At 44.9% G+C, this 16,974-nt stretch carries 14 protein-coding genes and 1 pseudogene; 5 read left to right on the top strand and 10 right to left on the bottom strand.

Annotated elements, in window-relative coordinates; translation table 11 throughout:
• Positions 1-177: 177 nt before the first annotated feature.
• Positions 178-1,923 carry an ABC transporter ATP-binding protein gene (locus F6K46_RS31845; RefSeq protein WP_293065397.1) on the bottom strand — a complete coding sequence of 582 codons (1,746 nt, stop codon included), beginning with the start codon at positions 1,921-1,923 and terminating at the stop codon, positions 178-180.
• A gap of 241 nt (positions 1,924-2,164) precedes the next feature.
• Entirely contained in the window at positions 2,165-2,845 is a 681-nt protein-coding gene (locus F6K46_RS31840; protein ID WP_293065394.1) for a hypothetical protein, read from the bottom strand.
• 503 nt (positions 2,846-3,348) lie between these two features.
• Between F6K46_RS31840 and F6K46_RS31835 the strand changes: the two genes are divergently transcribed.
• The 5 genes from F6K46_RS31835 (at position 3,349) to F6K46_RS31815 (ending at position 7,767) form a co-directional block, all read left to right on the top strand.
• Positions 3,349-3,684: a hypothetical protein gene (locus tag F6K46_RS31835; RefSeq protein ID WP_293065391.1), complete on the top strand. Its 336-nt coding sequence runs from the start codon at positions 3,349-3,351 to the stop codon at positions 3,682-3,684.
• Between the two features lie 295 nt (positions 3,685-3,979).
• Positions 3,980-4,381: a hypothetical protein gene (locus F6K46_RS31830; protein ID WP_229415525.1), complete on the top strand. Its 402-nt coding sequence runs from the start codon at positions 3,980-3,982 to the stop codon at positions 4,379-4,381.
• Positions 4,382-4,651: 270 nt separating this feature from the next.
• Positions 4,652-5,782: a glycosyltransferase gene (locus F6K46_RS31825; protein WP_293065388.1), complete on the top strand. Its 1,131-nt coding sequence runs from the start codon at positions 4,652-4,654 to the stop codon at positions 5,780-5,782.
• A 100-nt stretch (positions 5,783-5,882) separates the two neighbouring features.
• Complete coding sequence (locus tag F6K46_RS31820; protein WP_293065385.1) at positions 5,883-6,614, top strand: sugar transferase; 732 nt, start codon at positions 5,883-5,885, stop codon at positions 6,612-6,614.
• A 592-nt stretch (positions 6,615-7,206) separates the two neighbouring features.
• Positions 7,207-7,767, top strand: a complete 561-nt coding sequence (locus F6K46_RS31815; RefSeq protein ID WP_075905182.1) for a 5-formyltetrahydrofolate cyclo-ligase — start codon at positions 7,207-7,209, stop codon at positions 7,765-7,767.
• Positions 7,768-7,826: 59 nt separating this feature from the next.
• On the opposite strand, the gene F6K46_RS31810 is transcribed toward F6K46_RS31815, so the two are convergent.
• The 8 genes and pseudogenes from F6K46_RS31810 to F6K46_RS31775 all read right to left on the bottom strand — a co-directional run bounded on the left by F6K46_RS31810 (position 7,827) and on the right by F6K46_RS31775 (position 16,696).
• Positions 7,827-10,313: an HD family phosphohydrolase gene (locus tag F6K46_RS31810; protein WP_293065382.1), complete on the bottom strand. Its 2,487-nt coding sequence runs from the start codon at positions 10,311-10,313 to the stop codon at positions 7,827-7,829.
• Between the two features lie 167 nt (positions 10,314-10,480).
• Positions 10,481-10,849: an RRXRR domain-containing protein gene (locus F6K46_RS31805; protein ID WP_075905186.1), complete on the bottom strand. Its 369-nt coding sequence runs from the start codon at positions 10,847-10,849 to the stop codon at positions 10,481-10,483.
• A gap of 504 nt (positions 10,850-11,353) precedes the next feature.
• Complete coding sequence (locus F6K46_RS31800; RefSeq protein ID WP_293065379.1) at positions 11,354-12,313, bottom strand: ADP-ribosylglycohydrolase family protein; 960 nt, start codon at positions 12,311-12,313, stop codon at positions 11,354-11,356.
• Positions 12,314-12,399: 86 nt separating this feature from the next.
• Entirely contained in the window at positions 12,400-12,870 is a 471-nt protein-coding gene (gene aroQ / locus F6K46_RS31795) for a type II 3-dehydroquinate dehydratase (protein WP_293065376.1), read from the bottom strand.
• A gap of 9 nt (positions 12,871-12,879) precedes the next feature.
• On the bottom strand, positions 12,880-13,020 hold the full coding sequence (locus F6K46_RS31790) for a hypothetical protein (protein WP_168166538.1): 141 nt from the start codon (positions 13,018-13,020) through the stop codon (positions 12,880-12,882).
• 1,009 nt (positions 13,021-14,029) lie between these two features.
• Positions 14,030-15,004, bottom strand: coding sequence for a CHAD domain-containing protein (locus F6K46_RS31785; RefSeq protein WP_075905192.1), 975 nt, complete (start codon positions 15,002-15,004; stop codon positions 14,030-14,032).
• Positions 15,005-15,018: 14 nt separating this feature from the next.
• Positions 15,019-16,200: a transposase gene (locus F6K46_RS31780; protein ID WP_293065370.1), complete on the bottom strand. Its 1,182-nt coding sequence runs from the start codon at positions 16,198-16,200 to the stop codon at positions 15,019-15,021.
• Positions 16,121-16,696 (bottom strand): annotated as a pseudogene (locus F6K46_RS31775) (IS607 family transposase). Before F6K46_RS31775 ends, F6K46_RS31780 begins: the two are co-directional and overlap by 80 nt.
• Positions 16,697-16,974: the final 278 nt, after the last annotated feature.

The following is a 16,974-nucleotide window of genomic DNA, read 5'->3' as shown; positions in this document are numbered from 1 at the left end:
GGAAACTGTCTGCTGATAGCGTACTGTCGGGGGTTTTGTACCTAGATAAGTGCTACGCAGAAACTCTTAATCGTGAGGTTAAGAAGCCCGCGCCGTAATCAAAGATTCGGCGTCGGGAGTATGTCACCTATTAGGTAAGTTAACTACTTCTTCAATAACTACTTCAACACTTCTTCTCTACTGCAATACTTCTTCTAATTGGTGCTGCTCCCAAAGAAAGCGATAAATACCGGGTTGTTGTAGAAGTTCACCATGAGAACCAGTTTGGACAATTTTCCCTGCGTCCATTACCAAAATCCGGTCAGCCTTGGCAGCAGCTGAAAGTTGATGGGAGATAAAAATTACAGTTTTGCGCTGGACTCCTTCCGAAAGATTTTCCAGTATTTGGGTTGCTGTCTGATTATCAACACTCGAAAGTGCATCATCAAGAATCAGCACTGGTGCATCCATCAGCAGAGCTCTAGCTAAAGCAGTACGTTGTCGCTGCCCCCCAGACAGGGTTATTCCCCTTTCCCCAACAATTGTTTCGTAGTGCTGGGGGAAATTCATAATTTCAGGGTGAATTTGGGATTGCGAAGCTGCGTATTCTACCTCTGAGTGTTCGCTGATTGGTATACCGTAGCAGATATTGTTTTTAATGCTAGTGCTGAACAAGAAGCTATCTTGAGGAACATATGCGATCGCATTCCGCAAGTCCTGCAAGGGCAGCTTAGTAGTATCATATCCATCCAAAAACAGTTGACTAGCTTGAATATCCAGCAAACGAGGCAAGGCATTAGCCAGGGTAGATTTTCCAGAACCAATGGCTCCCACAATCGCTACTGTCTCACCTGCATTAATCGTGAAGCTAACATTTTTCAGGGCAGGAGTTTGGCTGCCGGGGTAAGTGTAACTCAAGTTTACAGCCTTGAGCTTACCCCTTACTGGCGTTGGCAGGCTAACCGAATCTGGGGCATTTGTAATCCGAGGCTGAGCCAAGAGAATCGACTCAATACGATCAATACTCACTTCACCGCGTTGATAAGCAGTGATGGTAAACCCTAGCAGTGCTGTGGGGAAGACTAAACGTTCAGTGTAGATAATCAGCGCCACAAAGTCACCAATACTGATAGCACCGGACTTAATGGAGCCAGGACCAATACTTAACAGCACCAGTAAGCTGACGTAGGTAAGAGCCTCAATTATTGGAAACAGAAAGTTTCGTGTTCTTGCCAAATTGAGATTTGCTCCCAAAAGCTGCTGATTGAGCTGATGGAACGCACGACGCTCGTTTTCTTCCTGAGCGTAGATTTTAATCATGGCGATACCACTCATATCTTCCTGAATCAGCTCACTGAGGTTAGAAAGTTTCTCCTGGACTTCTTGTTGTTGGCTGCGCAGTTTTTCACTAAATAGCTTGACAGTGATCAACATCAACGGATAAACCGCCAATGCTAAGAACGTCAACCACGGATCAATGGCAATCATAACCGGCACGGTCAAAGAGTAGGCAAACACTGTATTTGCCAGACTCAAAACTGCAAACCCCAATAGACGCCGAATATTATCCACATCACTGGTGGCTCGGTTAATCAAATCACCTATGGTGTTCTGAGAAAAATAGGCTGGTTCCAATGTCAGCAAATGCCCAAAAATCCGCTGCTTGAGGTCAAATTCCACTTTGCGCCCCACCCCAAACAATAGGATGCGCGAAACCATCCGAATCCCCCACATCAATGAGGTGAGTATCAAAATAAGCAGCACAAAGCTCCCGACTTGGTCGAAGCTCAGGGTTTGACTCAACTCGTCAATAGTATCCCTGATCAGTAAGGGGATATAAACACCAAGTCCATTGACAATAAGGAGGGCAAAAACACCTAGGGCTGACTGTCGCCAGTATGGGCGCAGGTAAAGCAGCAGTTTTTTTAGACGGGAATTCAGCATGTTACAATACTATACAATTCCCGTCCTGGTTACAATATTTAAACAATTCCCCTACTATAGGCTTAACCTTAAACAAAAAATCGGGGAGTACTTAACCTGAAGGTAACCGCAGATCAGGATAAATCATCGATCCTTACAGAAGGTGAGAGCCGAGGGTGATATCGGTTTACTTCCGATGAAACCATAAACCCACACTATACCCGTTCGGGTTCATGTGGGTAGTTAACATAAGGTCTATCTTTCAAGAAACATCTCTTGCGGTTGGCGATTCAAGTTCTGTGCCGGTAACTGGTCCTCCTCGTAGTTGGAAGTAAATATTGCTAAAGAAGCTGTTAATCACCTGGGTAGTTTGGTCAAGGGCTCCGATAGAAGGGATAAAAGCTTGGATGCCAATGGCTTGATTGGGTGGAACAAGTTGAGCCAACACAGCGTCCCTAGGGAAAGGACTAGCATTAGTAGTAAGCTGAATTGATTCCCCATTGGGAACAAAAGCAGTGAGGGTTTCCTCCTGCCACCCAATTGTTTTCGCCATTTGAACCTGAGGTTGGTTTTGAACGACTCCAGGCCCGAGAAGTTGAGCCAACCGATTAGATAGAAAAGGGGTACTGGCGACAAGCAAGACAAAAAATCCCGTCCAAATCAAGGTAGGTCCTGGTTTAGAGATGTTGTCACCTTTAATTCGCATTGCTCCTAGGAACCAAAGCAGAATTGCTAAGCCCAATGGTTGAAAGGGAAGTGAGAGAATTGTCCATATCGGTGAAACCAGGGCATTGGTTGGGGTGAAAAACAGCAGGACAATGATGGCAAAAACCAAAAAACCCCCAAGCCAGGTGAAATACTGTTTAGGGATGATTTCGAGCAGCAGCTTGGCGAGCAAAAATCCAAGCACTACCCATAGCAGGACTAGAAATAGTAGTTGCATAAGTGAATACCCTTGTAAGTTTTTGACCGTTAGCTGTTTGTTGTGGAAGTTTGATCCGACAACTCAACGTCCTATCCGGCTAGTCGTATTCGGCTAATTGATAAACTGTGGTAATTTGATAGGCATAAATCCCTCAAATTGGGGCGACATGCTCAGTTTGAGGAATCTCTCAACAGGTAAATCACCCCAGTCTGAATTGCCTTAACACCGGCATTATACTTGCCATTGGCAGAAAAGCGTCACTTTGAAATTGCTGTGAGTGGGATCAAACTAGGAAACGTTTTCTGTCAATGGGGTTGAAATTTTGCTAGTTCAACCAATAATCATAGAATACTCTTGGCGAATTAAAAGGGGATATTTGGATCTGACCCCATTTAATGGCAGACTAGGCAAGACTTCATACTCCATGCCTGTTTGCCTCGCGCCGATGATATTGAGGGCCGATATTGAGGGCCGATATTGATGTTTGATTGAAAACCTTGCCGGTGGATAAACCAGCTCAAATGGGAAACACTTCATACAACACGACTCCTACCATACAAGAGTCTCTGACGGTGGAAAACCGCATCAGTCGTTTGGAATTGATTGTTGGACAAATCGGAGAGGCAGTGCTTGCCACTACCGAAACCATAGACCGTCTCGCTGACCGGGTCGATAACTTTGTCATTCAAGTACAAAACCAAGGGCAGCAAGTTCAACAACAAGGCTACCAGCTTTTTGCTCTAAGTGATGCGGTGCAAACCTTGGCAGAAACTCAAAATGAGTCTCTAAAACAGCTCGATCAAGTCACACAAACCTTGCAACAGCTTGCTACAGCTATTGAAGCAGGGGAACACTGACCTTCCTGGCTCTTGACTTACGCAGCAACTGTACTTGTAGGGTCTCGCTCAGGGCCATACACCATAAGCGCGCGCGTTTGTTGCCCAGTTTTGGGTAAGTCCTGTCAATGTTAGCCTACACCCGCGCGCTCACCCTATCCTGACTCTGAACGCCGTGCATTGAAGAGTGGAGTGTTGTGGAATTAAAGCTAAAGCTGTTCAGCATGGTAAAAATATGCTACCAAAACGAGAGTACCCAAAACTGATTAGGAGAGCATTAATGCATTTTCCAACGCGGTACTTCCTCCTTGTTCCGGTGACTGTACTCATGAGCTTATTGACCGTTAGCTGTAGTGGCAAAAAAGTTGAATGTCAGAAAATTATTGAAGTGGCGAACCAGGCCGTTGAAGAAGCTAAAACCCTGACTAATGGTGGAGAATCAAGTGATCCCGAGGCAATGCTCCAGGCAGCTGATGCTATGGAGGGGGCATCTCAAGACATGGAATCGATAATAGTTAAGGACGAACAGCTCCAAGACTATCAAGCTGGTTTTATTAAGATGTATCGCAATACCAGCAAAGCGACTCGTGACTTTGTAGAGGCTTTTAAGAAGCAAGACCGCTCAGCTGCGGAGGAAGCTTTGAGCAATTTGCAGAAAGCCACCACCCCAGAACCAAAATTAGTGGCGGATATTAATAGCTACTGCTCAGCTAACTAGGGGGTTGAAACAGTTAATAAAACCCTATTATTAACTCGACCTCTGTATTACCAGACAGGTTGTTTAGATGTCTTGTCGGGAGCTGAGTGCGCTATAGAATCGCCCTCTAGAGCGCAGCTGAAAAACCCTATATTTTTATATCATGGTTAGGCAATACCCAAAATACCGTAGCTGCTAGGTCTATAGTAAATTTACCATTGAAGTATATGGCATGTTTCGTTTGTCAAGTACTGCTAGTAGTATTTTTAAAAAATCTGCCTTTGATATCTCATGAAATATGCCTTGGTTCATGAGTGGTTGACTCCCAAAGCAACTGGTGGCTCAGAACTGGTAGTTCAAGAAATACTCAAACACATTGATGCCGACCTGTACGCCCTGATTGATTTTGAATCAACCAATCCCCAGAGTTATCTATATCAGCGCTCTATTGGCACAACCTTCCTACAGAACTTACCCTTCGCTCGTAACGGGGTTCAGAAATATCTGCCGCTGCTACCCTTAGCGATTGAACAGCTAGAACTAGGGGAGTATGATATTATTCTCTCCTCATCCCATGCTGTTGCCAAGGGTGTCCTTACTAGTCCCCAACAACTGCACATCTGCTACTGCCATACACCCATGCGTTATGCCTGGGACTTGACGTTTGATTATTTGCGCAGTAGTTCTATGGGACAGGGTTTTCCAGGGTTGATCACTCGCTATCTGCTTCATCGGTTACGTCAGTGGGACGTGATTACAGCAAATCGGGTGGATTACTTTATTGCCAACTCTCATCACACAGCACGGCGGATCTGGCGCTGCTATCGGCGTAGGGCTGAAGTGATTTACCCACCGGTTAATATTGAACGTTTTCCTTTCCAGGAAGAAAAGGAAGATTTTTATCTAACCGTTTCCCGGATAGTAAGTTACAAACAAGTATCTTTAATTGTTCAAGCTTTTAATCAACTGGGATACCCTCTAGTGGTGATTGGTGATGGCTCAGATTTAGCAGGGATTCGCAACTTGGCTCACAAAAATGTAGAATTTATGGGATTTCAACCCAATCAGGTGGTTGAGCAGTATATGGCTAAAGCTAAAGGGTTTGTCTATGCTGCCTGTGAGGATTTCGGCATTGCCCTGGTGGAAGCCCAAGCTTGTGGTACGCCGGTGATTGCCTATGGTGCTGGTGGGGCACTAGAAACAGTTCTAGATATTCGGCAACATTTAGACAGCGGTACAGGTCTATTGTTTCCAGAGCAAAGCTCAGGGGCTTTGATTGAAGCTATGGAAACCTTTGAGACCTTGGCAGGAAATTTTAATCCGGAAGCGAGCCGGTTAAACGCTGCCAAATTTGCCCCCAATATTTTTGCTGATCGCTACCTGACATTTCTGGAAAACTGTTATCAAGACTACCAGTTTTAATTTCTCTGGTAAAAAATTAAATATCCTAGCTGGCTATGGGCTATAGCGAGTGTCTCGTAGCTTTATGATTATGACGTGTGGTGTGAATTGAAGGAGTGAGATGACTGCCGAAAGCCAACTTAACTCCGTCAAGATATTGCGAGCATTCGTGAAGCGAGGTTTTCAGCCCCTCGTTTCACGTCGTAGACACAAGAATCTGACTCGCTATCGCTTAGACGGAAATTTTGCCAAGCGACTGTTTGATGTGACCTTTTCCCTATCAGTTCTAATTTCGTTTTTTCCCGTTTACCTGCTACTGGCATTGCTAATTGTGATCAGCTCACCTGGACCAATTTTTTATGTTCAGGAGCGGGTGGGTAAAGACTACAAACCTTTTGCTTGCCTGAAATTCAGAACTATGGTGGAAAATGCAGATGAAATGTTGCTAGAGATGATCGAAAAATACCCTCAGATACGGGAGGAATTTCAGGATAATTACAAGCTCAAGGATGATCCTCGAATTACTGGAATTGGAAAATTTCTACGGCTGACTAGCTTAGATGAGTTTCCTCAGTTCTGGAATGTACTCAACGGACAGATGAGTGTGGTTGGTCCAAGACCGTTAGTGCCAGAGGAATTGCCCAAATACGGGCGTCACATGGATAAAGTCTTGACAATTCGACCCGGAATTACTGGCTTATGGCAAGTTTCTGGACGCAATGACATACCTTACCACCGCCGTGTGCAAATTGATGTTTACTATGTCAGTTTCCGGAATTTTTGGCTGGATTTATGGATCATATTGAAAACCATTGGTGTTATTATTTTTCCCAAAAATAACGGTGCTTACTAGAGGTAACTGGTGCCTGCTAGAGGAGAGATTAGGTAATGGGAGAGATTAGGTAATGGGTAATGGGTAATGGGGAATAAGCCCAGTTGCCAATTACCCATTACTGATACCAAGTTGCTCTCAAACCTATTATTTAACCTATTATTTATCAGAGTGGGAGAGTTTGAGAGGGAAAAGAATACCCCGTCCTCTTATATCGGGGATGAATTTTCCCTCTCAAATAGTATTAATATAAAAAGGAAGGGTCTCAAAAAAACAGGGCAAAAGACCCTACTCAGCTACCCTGGCCTATGGCCACGCGGGGCGCGTTCGGTGCGCGGGAAAGTTACGCCCAGGTCGATAACAACCAACTATGTTGTGCCTGGGAATCCCCATTCCTCTTAGGATGGGGAAGTTCAATGCTTAAGGGCTCAATTGAACGGAATTGGTAGATGGGAGTGAACAAGCTCCTATCTACTACCTATGTCTTGATGCAGTCGCTCATGGGGGAAACCCCCAAGACCGCGCTGCATCGCTAAATGCAACTCGGTATGATTACCCACTATCAGCATAGTTTGTTGATATGATCGCGCTATCATACCGGAGGTAAGTTCAGATGAACAAAGCAGAACTACGCCGATCCCTGCTTCAAAAGCGTCAGTCTATGTCTGTAGAAGAATGGCGGCAAAAAAGCGATCGCATCTGTAGCCATCTGCAATCTTCAGCCCTAGTTACCCAGTCACAAACAGTCTTAGCCTATTTCAGTTTTCGACAAGAACCAGATCTAAGTCCCCTATTTACAGACACTAAGCACTGCTGGGGACTACCCAGATGTGTGGGAAAATCTCTCTTCTGGCATAGCTGGAAGGCGGGCGTTCCATTGCAAAAAGGAAATTATGGTATTTTAGAACCCAAACCTAATGCTACCACCCTAGAGCCAAAGGATGTGAATTTAATCCTTGTACCCGCTGTGGCTTGTGACCAGCGGGGGTATCGTTTGGGCTACGGTGGTGGTTTCTATGACCGACTGCTGAATTCACCAGAGTGGGATTCTATTCCTACCATCGGCATTGTATTTGAATTTGCCTATATACCTCAACTACCCATTGATGAGTGGGACAAAGGCTTGCACAGTGTTTGTACAGAAACAGGATTCAAGAGGGTGGAACAGATCTGAAATTCCTTGTTCGATACTGTTTCATACTATTGCTGTACCAAGACTGGAGACTTCATACTTCATTTAGGAGACGACTGGCAATTAAGTGCTCCCTTTGGATAAGCAATACGTTGGTGATTATATTGTTGCCAAACTCTGATAAACACTTGGGCAATTTTTGATAAATCCTGCCGGGTTAGGCCAGAATCCACTAATTGGTTGTCCTGCCAGCGAGCTTTGAGAATTTTATTGACCACCGTAAGAGCAGTTTCCGGAGTGACCTCTTTGAGTGAGCGTAGGGCCGCTTCACAGGCATCAGCTAACATAACTACACCAGTTTCCTGGGACTGGGGAATTGGACCGTCATAACGAAAATATGACTCGTCCACAGACCCAGTACCTTCGAGTTGGGCTTTTTGCTGAGCCTGGAAATAAAAATAGGAAATCAGCAATTTCCCCTGATGCTCTGGGATAAAGTCCCGCACTGCCTCGGGTAACTGGTGCTTACGAGCCATAACCAGTCCTTCGGTAACGTGCTTTTTGATAATTTCAGCACTCTTGAAAGGATCATTAATCTGATCATGCTTGTTCGGACCACCCATTTGATTTTCTATAAACCCTAACGGATCGTGCATTTTACCAATGTCATGGTAGAGCGTACCTGCCCGAACCAGTTCCACATTACAGTGGAGTTCTTGAGCCGCTGCTTCTGCCAAAGAAGCAACAAACAGAGTATGTTGAAACGTTCCAGGTGCCTCAGTAGCTAGACGTTTGAGCAGGGGACGGTTGGGATTAGACAATTCTGCCAGACGAATCGGTGTCACCAGGTCAAACAAACGTTCCAGGTAAGGTGATAGGCCCAGGGCGACAATACTCCAAGCTAAGCCAGACAGAGCGAATAACAAGGCTCCTGGCAGAACTGCATACCAAATTGTACTAGCCGTGGCACTAATAATCAGATTGATAATCAGGGAAACGACACCTTGAGTTAAGCCTACCCCAACTCCCAAAACAGCCAATTCCTCTCGCGATCGCATTCGTCCTGCCATCAAGGCACCCAGTAAACCACCAGCAACATTTGCCAGTACTTGTTCTCCAGTGACTTCCATACTAAAGGTCACTAAGCCTGTCAGTAAAACCACCACTGTCACGCCCATGGTAGACCCATAAAAGTTCCCTACTAACAAACCAATAGCAGGCATAGTGTAGGGAATCTTGAAGAAGGGACTCTTGAAGAGTATTGATATTGGCATACTCAGCGTCAGTAGCAATACCAAAATGTAGTCCCGCCGTCTCCATTTCGGGTGAACTCGCCGTTGCACTAAGGCAAAGATGCCCACCGTAGTAGTCACCAAACCACCAAATCCCATCAAACCCGGCCAGTTAATTCCTCGACGGCTTAAGTCGAAATAATCCAGTAGTACAAAGTCTGTTTGAGTGATGGTTTCACCTGCGGTTACAATCACATCTCCTTGCTGCACTGAAACCATCATTGGTTCCACTTTTTCTGCTGCCTGTTCTGCTATGAGCTTGGTTAATTCTTTATTTTCGATCAAGTTGGGTTCTAACACTCTAACTAGTAAATACTTAGCTAGTGGTTGAGCTTCCTGAGGCATAAGGCTACTCAAGTTTACCTTCACCGCCTCTTGGATCAGATTTGGTGGTAATCCTGGAACCATGCCTTGGGTCAGGATGCGACCAGCAGCCTGCTTAATTACTATGCGGGTTTTCTGCCAATCTTGATCTGATAGATCCAGTACGGAAACATCATCTAGGCTACTGAATTCAGGGCTCAGGTATTGTGACAGCTGAGGCAACACCTGAGCGTACTGTTGGCGAGCAGCAGATATTGACTCAATCAGAGCTGAGAACTCTTGTTCAGAAGACTGTTGACGGTAGCTTTGCAGTTCACTTACTGCCTCAACAAAAGCTTTATTTAATGAATTTTCTGCCGGAGTTGGTGGTTTGGCTTCAGCATCAAACCCCTTGACATGGTTATCGATATCTGAAAATGCCAAGATAGCCCGCCATTCCCATTCCTTACTTTGGCGCAGATACCGCTGGGTGGCGATGGATAGTACATCAGTCTTTACAAAAGGAAAAACACCGCTGTTAGTGCGCAGTTCTTCCACAGCGTCGAGAGACTTCTCAAGATTTTGATCAATTCTTTCTGTAACAGATTGGTCAATCATCAAGACTGGTTGAGCACCTCTTTGAGCTTCTTTGCGTCTCTCAGCCGTCGTCTTAGAGTCCTCAACCAGAGCATCGAATGGTGCCCGGACTGTCTGTGGTGCTACTGTCTCTACATCTAGCTGTGGCTGATTGTAAAAGCGCCCTCCCATAACACTGGTCAGGGAAACCACTGCTAAAGTCCACATTACAGGTAGAGTAATTTTCTGTTGAAGTTGGTGCTGGCTTTTGCCCCAATCTTTTCCTGAAGTTAGGCTAGTCGAAGTGCCTTCACAATGGGTTGGAGACTCTGTGAGCTGTAGAGGTTGTCCTTTCAAATTCTCCTGCTGTGATTGGCTAACTGAGGATTTGGCAGCACTAGAGGAGTTAAATCCCAAAAAACTGCGAAGGTGCTGAGATGTTCGCCGTAATTGCGTGATCGGCTGCGTCAGCGAATTGAACGTTTTCATAGCACAGGAATGGCAATGTCTGGTAACAGTAGCGGTCTGCTCACAATTTGCTGTGTGGTGGTGGCATTTTGCTTAAAGACATCTACATTTATTTATTATTCATAAAAAACACTGGAAAGTTTGCCTCCACTCATTTTCAATCCACTCATTTGACATGGGTAGAGCGCAGGTTGTGTGGGAAACTTCCAGTGACAATCACGCCTTGTATACTGTAACAGTAACTGGAGTTTGCGAACAGAAAACTTCATTAAAGTGGTAATTATGGTTTCGTGGTTACCTTGGTCAATCCCCATGGCTATTGCTTGGGTTTGACTTCCAGATGATTCACAGACCAACTTCACCGTAAATACGCCTACATCATTATGTACAACTTTAGCTTTTCTTTCTTTGATCCATTCCCTAGGGGAACTTGGGGTAATTCGCATTAGTCGCTGTCGAGTTGGTGATAAAATAGCTACTCGCATTGAGATAATCCTCAATCATGGAGTTGTAAGTCCCCTTGACCACCTAATCCAAGCGGTGCCACCCTAGGCCGCGAGGGATTGCTCGCGGCCTAGGAGGCGCGCACCTTGATGATTCCGATCCTTAACCGCGACTGAAGTAAGCAGTCTTGCAGATACTCCAGCTTAGGGGTTGTGGCTGGAAGTTCTTACCAGGATTAGGCTCAATGGTCTAGTCACACTTAGGCTTAAGTCTTACCCCATAAGCACCCTTTATTGCGGGGTCAGTAACAGAATATAATTCCAGACTTGACTGATTTTTAGTTTACAAAACTCAGAAGCCAGTGTTTTTTTTAGATCATCTTAGTTTAACTGGTTTATATTGGTTTTACCTATAGCTGTGGTAGCAAATTCAACACCACGGGTGCAACACAGACCATGAAAATTTTAGGTACCATCAAGTTTCAGGCTACAGCCCCTTGTAGGTGGAGCTTCATTTTTGCCTTGAAAGTCCTTTGATTGAACAGCTTATCGAGATCCGATCACCCTTGGTGCCACCACAGCTAGCTTCTGAAACTGAGCTATCGCTGAAACGTCATATACACCTGACCACACTGCCAACAACTGGTCTGCTAATTGCCATTGGTCAACCCCAGTACTGCTGAGGTTAAGCGCCACCAGCCAGGGCACTGGAATACCGATGATACCGTTATAGGCACCAGCTAAAGCACCTGTTAAGGCAGCAGTAGTTTGTGATTGATAGCCTGTAAGAGCTGCACGAGTTACACAGAGGCGAAAATCTTCTGGGGTGTTTAGGAAACAGTACAATGCTAAGGCAATCGATAAAGAGCAGTCATCCTCAGACTCATTTCTACGCCTTTGCTCTCGACGCAGCTGGATAACAGTTTGTTCTAAACTTGCCCCAAGCTCCAGTAGACTTTGTACTTGTTCCAATTGTTGCACCCAGGCATTTTGATTTTCATAGTTCCCTAGGTCGGCAATGATTCGGGAAATCAGGTTAGGGCAGTCAAGTTTTTCGGTAAGGGCGATCGCTATTGCCCAACCTATAGTCAAGACACTCTCAAACCTTTCAGAATCATTTTGCCAAATTGCTGCCGCCTCTAGCAGCTTTTGGCGGAACTTGACTTCATCTTCATGAAAAAATAATGCTACTGCTAAGGTTGCTACTGCTGCTTGGCTACTGTTGGCAGTCCCTTTTAATGAAAGGATAGAGGGTTGAGCCTTTTCACAGTGAACTAACCAATCTCCTAAATCGAGGTTGCCACAGCGAATTAAACTTTCAATACCACAAGTAGCAATCTTTCTCCAATCGGAAATCGCCTTACTCAAACCAGCATCCCCAAGGGAAAGCGGTCGAAATCTTACTTGAGCTGGTGGTAACTTTTGGCAGCCACTCCCAGCCAGGATTTCTCCCACAAGGCTACCTAACAAGGCACCTCTAAATCGGTTCAAAAGTGAGTACCGCATCCATATTTTGATTTTGTCAAGAAATCTACTGTGCTTTTAAATTCCCTTTTTCTACCCCCAAGGCAGCACCCATCACCTTTTTGATTTTAATTACCAATCGATTTCCTCAAAGTAAGAACTAGAGCCTGTAACCCCAGTCTATAGCTGTTAGCTCCAAAACCACTAATCTGACCGACTACTACTGGTGCAATGAACGAATGATGTCTAAAGGCTTCTCGTTGATAAATGTTACTCAGATGAACTTCGACAGTTGGCAAGGCTACCGCAGCTATTGCATCTCGAATAGCCACACTGGTATGGGTATAAGCAGCAGCATTAATTAAAATCCCGTCGTGGTGTCCTAAAGCTTCATGTATCTTATCGACTAAGATACCTTCATGATTAGACTGCAAGGCTGTCACGCTGGCCTCAAGCATTTGCCCTTCTTGCTCTAGGAGATAGTTAATCTCATCCAAGGTGACAGATCCATAAATACCTGGTTCTCGCTGTCCCAGTAAATTAAGATTGGGACCATGGAGAACCAGGATACTTAGACGTTTTCGAGTATCACCGGACACAATAACTATCTAATTCCGACGACACCTTGGTTCATTAACAGGAATGGGGATTGGTTCTGGTTCAGGCTGAGCCTCAGGACCTAATAGCGCTTCAATAAGCTTGCGCGCCCATTCTTGAATTTTTTCCAAAACCTTTTCTATATAGTCCATCAAGCAAAAAGCTCCTATAAGACCACTTGTATCTTTTCTTTTACACTTTCAGTTCCGATACTTTTTAGCTACCAAAGTCTACCAAGATAGACCAAGGCTCGCCAATGCAAGATGCTTTCGCATCCAGGGGGTATCTCCCAAAGCTCTCAGGAATATCCCGCGAGCGCCATAAAAATGTCAAAAAAGTTCGTTCCACCGGGATTACAGCGCAACTATTAAACCCTTGGTTTTCGGCTTTAATTTAAGTTACATAATAATCCCTGTCGGTGTTACCTTAATTTAAGTCTAACAAATAATAAGAGTTTTTGGTAGACTCTGCGACATTTTCGATTAGCTTTTACTAACCCTAACAGGTTAAAAACCGTTACTGCTTTTTGAGCAGCTTAGCAAGGGAATCAGTCTTGCCTAAGGTTTTTTGCCAAAACCCATGACTCTGAGAAAGGAAAAAGAACAAAGTGTTGTATCTATTATGTTATTGAACCTCCCCATCCTAAGAGGAATGGGGATTCCCAGGCACAACCAGCGTTGGTTGTTATCGACCTGGGCGTAACTTTCCCTGGCCTATGGCCACGCTACGCGAACGCACCGAGGGTAGCTGAGTAGGGTCAATACCCAGTTTTTTTTGAGACCCTTACTTTTTATATTAACACTATTTGGAAAAATTCATCCCCGGAGACGAAACCGATAGAGAGAGTCCCTTTTATGGTTAAAGACGCGCGCCTTAGACAGGGTAGCCTTTATGGTCGGCAGGCTATGCAGATGCATGGTTAAAACTTTTTGATTAAGGCTACCCTGTCTGAGGGTAACTCCCTCCGCAGGCTATGCAGATGCATGGTTAAAACTTTTTGATTAAGGCGACCCTCTCCTTACGGTAACTTCAAGACCTAAGAGGACGTGGTATTCTTTTCCCTCTCAAACTCTCCAACTCTGATAAGGCTAGCACATTTTATACAATTCATTCAACCAAGATACATTAACAGTGTTTATACCCTCACCAGCATAAGACCTATCAGTTGCCTGACTCAGTCAGTAATATTTGGCGAAAGGCTTGCCTGGTTTCGGGCTTCAAATAATTCTGTTGTAAGGTTTGCCACTGTTGCCATGATTTGTAGCGGTTGGCCTGTAGTAACTCAGCCAACTGGGGAGCCTTATGTTTTAGGTCCGAGTGAAAGACAGAGTTTAAGAATTCGTCTAAAACCATACTGTCCTGAATATCACCTAAGATGCCTTGAATTTGCTTCATATCTTCCACATAGTCCTTATAGGTAGGACTATATAGTTCAGTAAATAGGTTCATTTGGTAACGCACCCGCTTGGCTTGCTTGCGTAGATCGTGAATCACTGACCCACGAATGGCTAGCAGGGATTCAACTGCTGCTGGTTTCAGCTGCTTGGGAGTTTGGCTACCAGTATCCTTAAGATCAATGCCCACTAGCCAAGCCGGGTGGAGTAACAGGCTGCTGACAATGGGTAAGAGTAAATCAGGTAATACTGCAGCCGCTGGCATCTGAGCAATTTCTTTATAGGTGGGTTTTTTGAGCCACCGTTTTAAGGTTTGCTTAAGCTTTTGATGTGGCTTACCTTGCAGAGCTTCCCGAACTTGTGTTAAAGCTTTGCACCGCTTTTTTTCCAAGTAAACGTAAGCTTGCTTCAATGCTTTCCGTTCTTTGGTGGGTAACTTGGGTTGGTAACCTTTGTGGAGGGTTTCTTGGAGGACATCTAGATCTCGAAGACTCCCTAAAATACGGGCAATCTTACCAATCTGTTTTTCAGAGGCTGCTTTGGGCAAGTCTAAGGCAGGGGTAAAACTAGTGATGGCGGTACGCAAGCGCCGCATTCCAATACGCATTTGGTGCAGCTGTTCTGGATCTCGATCTTGGAGAACGGCGGCTTCGTGACTAAGCATTTTCTGGAAGTGTTTCTGAATTCCCAGATAACTCCATTCTCCAATGGTTTTGGTTTGGGGTAATACTAGTTTGTTCATCGTCCCAGATACGTTTAACCCGGTAATTCGTGGGCTTCGCCGGAATCCGTGTATAGCACGTCAGTAATTGACGAGGAGGTATCTCTCAAAGCTTTCAGGAAAATCCCAAAAGCGCCATTGTGGTCTCGATCAAGTGTGTGTCCGCATTCAGGGCACAAAAACTTCTTAGATCCGCCTAACTTACGGTGAACATGGCCACACCTTGTACAAGTCTTGGAAGTGTACTCTTCAGATACGTCTACTACAAAACAACCTCTTTTAGTTGCCTGATGCTTCAACGTCATCTTGAATCGGTAATGTGCCCAATTCATCATTGCCTTAACTGTTTTACTTCTGATTTTCCTTTTAGCCTTACCGACCATTTGTGATGTTTCAAACTTTGGTAAGTAAATAACTTGATATTCAGAAGTTAGATAGCAAGAAATTTTCTTGTGGGCTTCATCAATTAGGTTACGAATTTTTACCCTAATCCTTTGAGCAGCCTTCCTTAACTTAAACCTCTTTCTCTTGTTAGGGCCTCCCTTGGCCAAGGCTGCCTGAGAAATTAATCGATCTAAATGAGAACACAGGCGATAAACCCTTCCAATGTCCCCAGTACCTAAGCCTATAAATCTCTGGCCATCAAATCCAGTTAAAAAGCTCCTCACCCCTGGGTCTAAGGCGATTGCTTTTTGAGGGATAGGGAAATTATCTTGGTCTGATTCAACGGCAAAGCTAATAAACCACCGACCTCGATCAATGCTAAGTATCGGCTCGTGAGTCATTTGCTCAGGGAGTGGTTCACTGCTAGTGAACGTTAATCCTTTGGTCTGTCTAGGATAAAAGACACCTTTGGAGAAATTAGACTTTTGGAATCGAATAGATTGGACTGGATCGCCGTACCGCCTAAACTTAGTATGACCACCAGATTTAATAGCAGCTTTGTGCGCTTCAAAAGCTTGAAACACTGCTAATTGTCTAGGGTTGTAGGGAGTTTGATTTACCCATTCAGGAACATCTAACATCACCTTTTTCCTGAGGTCATACTTCCCAATTTTTGTAGTTTTGAGGATGGCGATTGCTTTGTTGTAACACCATCTAGCTGCGTTAATCCAAGTTCTCCATTTAAGCTTCAGTTCAGTTCCCGGGTAAACTCGGATCTTCTTTGATAGCAGTTTTGTACTTCCTGAGACCGTAGAGTCGGCAACTGAAGACATGGACAATGGCGAGGATATCCTCCACCATCTCTCGCTCATAAGATAGGTCTGACTGGTTGAGAACCACGATCTTGCAACCGTTTTGCGTAACATACCATTCGATAAGTTCAAATCAGAATCGTGGCCTACGGTCTTTGTGTGGGACCACAACCAGGCTGATATCTCTTGACATGACCCGTCCCAATAAGGTTTTAAGACCTTTTCGCTTGTAGTTGAGTCCTCAGCCGATGTCAAAGATGATTTCTGCTTCCGGGAATTGCCCTTGGCAGAACGCCGCTTGCCTTTCGAGGTCGTCTTTTGGTTTTTTGCTTGAAACCCTGGCGTAGATGACGGCTGGCTTGTTTGGGACTTGTCCAACAACGGAGTCAACATCGTACCTCCGTTGATTACTTGGAGTTCTAATGGTTTTGATTTTTCCTGCTTGATCCCAGTATCGGAGTGTTCGCTCTGATACTCCAAGGATTTCGCAAGCCTTTCGGGGTGGAACATAACGCATCGGCGGTTAGTAATAATTGGCTTTCTATATACTCGTACCAGAGTCTGCCGATGAATCCCAGACACTGCCGGAAAAATAATCATCTATTAGCTACAGTCTGACCTCTAGCAAGCCAGACTCTTGAGATTGAGGTTGAGTGGACTCAGGATAGTATTGGGTAGGTCAGAGGGATTACTCCCTCTTCGCCCCCTAAGCACCGTGCGAACAAGTCTCCAAGTACACGGCGCAACCAACTCCGAAACGACACGTTATTTTGTGCAACTCTTTTCCTTATTACC

It is taken from the genome of Moorena sp. SIO3E8, assembly GCF_010692445.1.
Taxonomy (GTDB): domain Bacteria; phylum Cyanobacteriota; class Cyanobacteriia; order Cyanobacteriales; family Coleofasciculaceae; genus Moorena; species Moorena bouillonii.
The sequence above is the reverse complement of the archived record's forward strand: the minus strand, read 5'-3'. Positions and strand labels throughout refer to the sequence as shown.

What these genes read in the sequence shown, in the direction of transcription:
- F6K46_RS31845 (WP_293065397.1), bottom strand. Translation starts at nt 1,923, where the DNA reads ATGCTGAATTCCCGTCTAAAAAAACTGCTGCTTTACCTGCGCCCATAC.
- F6K46_RS31790 (WP_168166538.1), bottom strand. Translation starts at nt 13,020, where the DNA reads ATGGACTATATAGAAAAGGTTTTGGAAAAAATTCAAGAATGGGCGCGC.
- F6K46_RS31820 (WP_293065385.1), top strand. Translation starts at nt 5,883, where the DNA reads ATGACTGCCGAAAGCCAACTTAACTCCGTCAAGATATTGCGAGCATTC.
- F6K46_RS31815 (WP_075905182.1), top strand. Translation starts at nt 7,207, where the DNA reads ATGAACAAAGCAGAACTACGCCGATCCCTGCTTCAAAAGCGTCAGTCT.
- F6K46_RS31840 (WP_293065394.1), bottom strand. Translation starts at nt 2,845, where the DNA reads ATGCAACTACTATTTCTAGTCCTGCTATGGGTAGTGCTTGGATTTTTG.
- F6K46_RS31835 (WP_293065391.1), top strand. Translation starts at nt 3,349, where the DNA reads ATGGGAAACACTTCATACAACACGACTCCTACCATACAAGAGTCTCTG.
- F6K46_RS31780 (WP_293065370.1), bottom strand. Translation starts at nt 16,200, where the DNA reads ATGTCTTCAGTTGCCGACTCTACGGTCTCAGGAAGTACAAAACTGCTA.
- F6K46_RS31805 (WP_075905186.1), bottom strand. Translation starts at nt 10,849, where the DNA reads ATGCGAGTAGCTATTTTATCACCAACTCGACAGCGACTAATGCGAATT.
- F6K46_RS31785 (WP_075905192.1), bottom strand. Translation starts at nt 15,004, where the DNA reads ATGAACAAACTAGTATTACCCCAAACCAAAACCATTGGAGAATGGAGT.
- F6K46_RS31825 (WP_293065388.1), top strand. Translation starts at nt 4,652, where the DNA reads ATGAAATATGCCTTGGTTCATGAGTGGTTGACTCCCAAAGCAACTGGT.
- F6K46_RS31800 (WP_293065379.1), bottom strand. Translation starts at nt 12,313, where the DNA reads ATGCGGTACTCACTTTTGAACCGATTTAGAGGTGCCTTGTTAGGTAGC.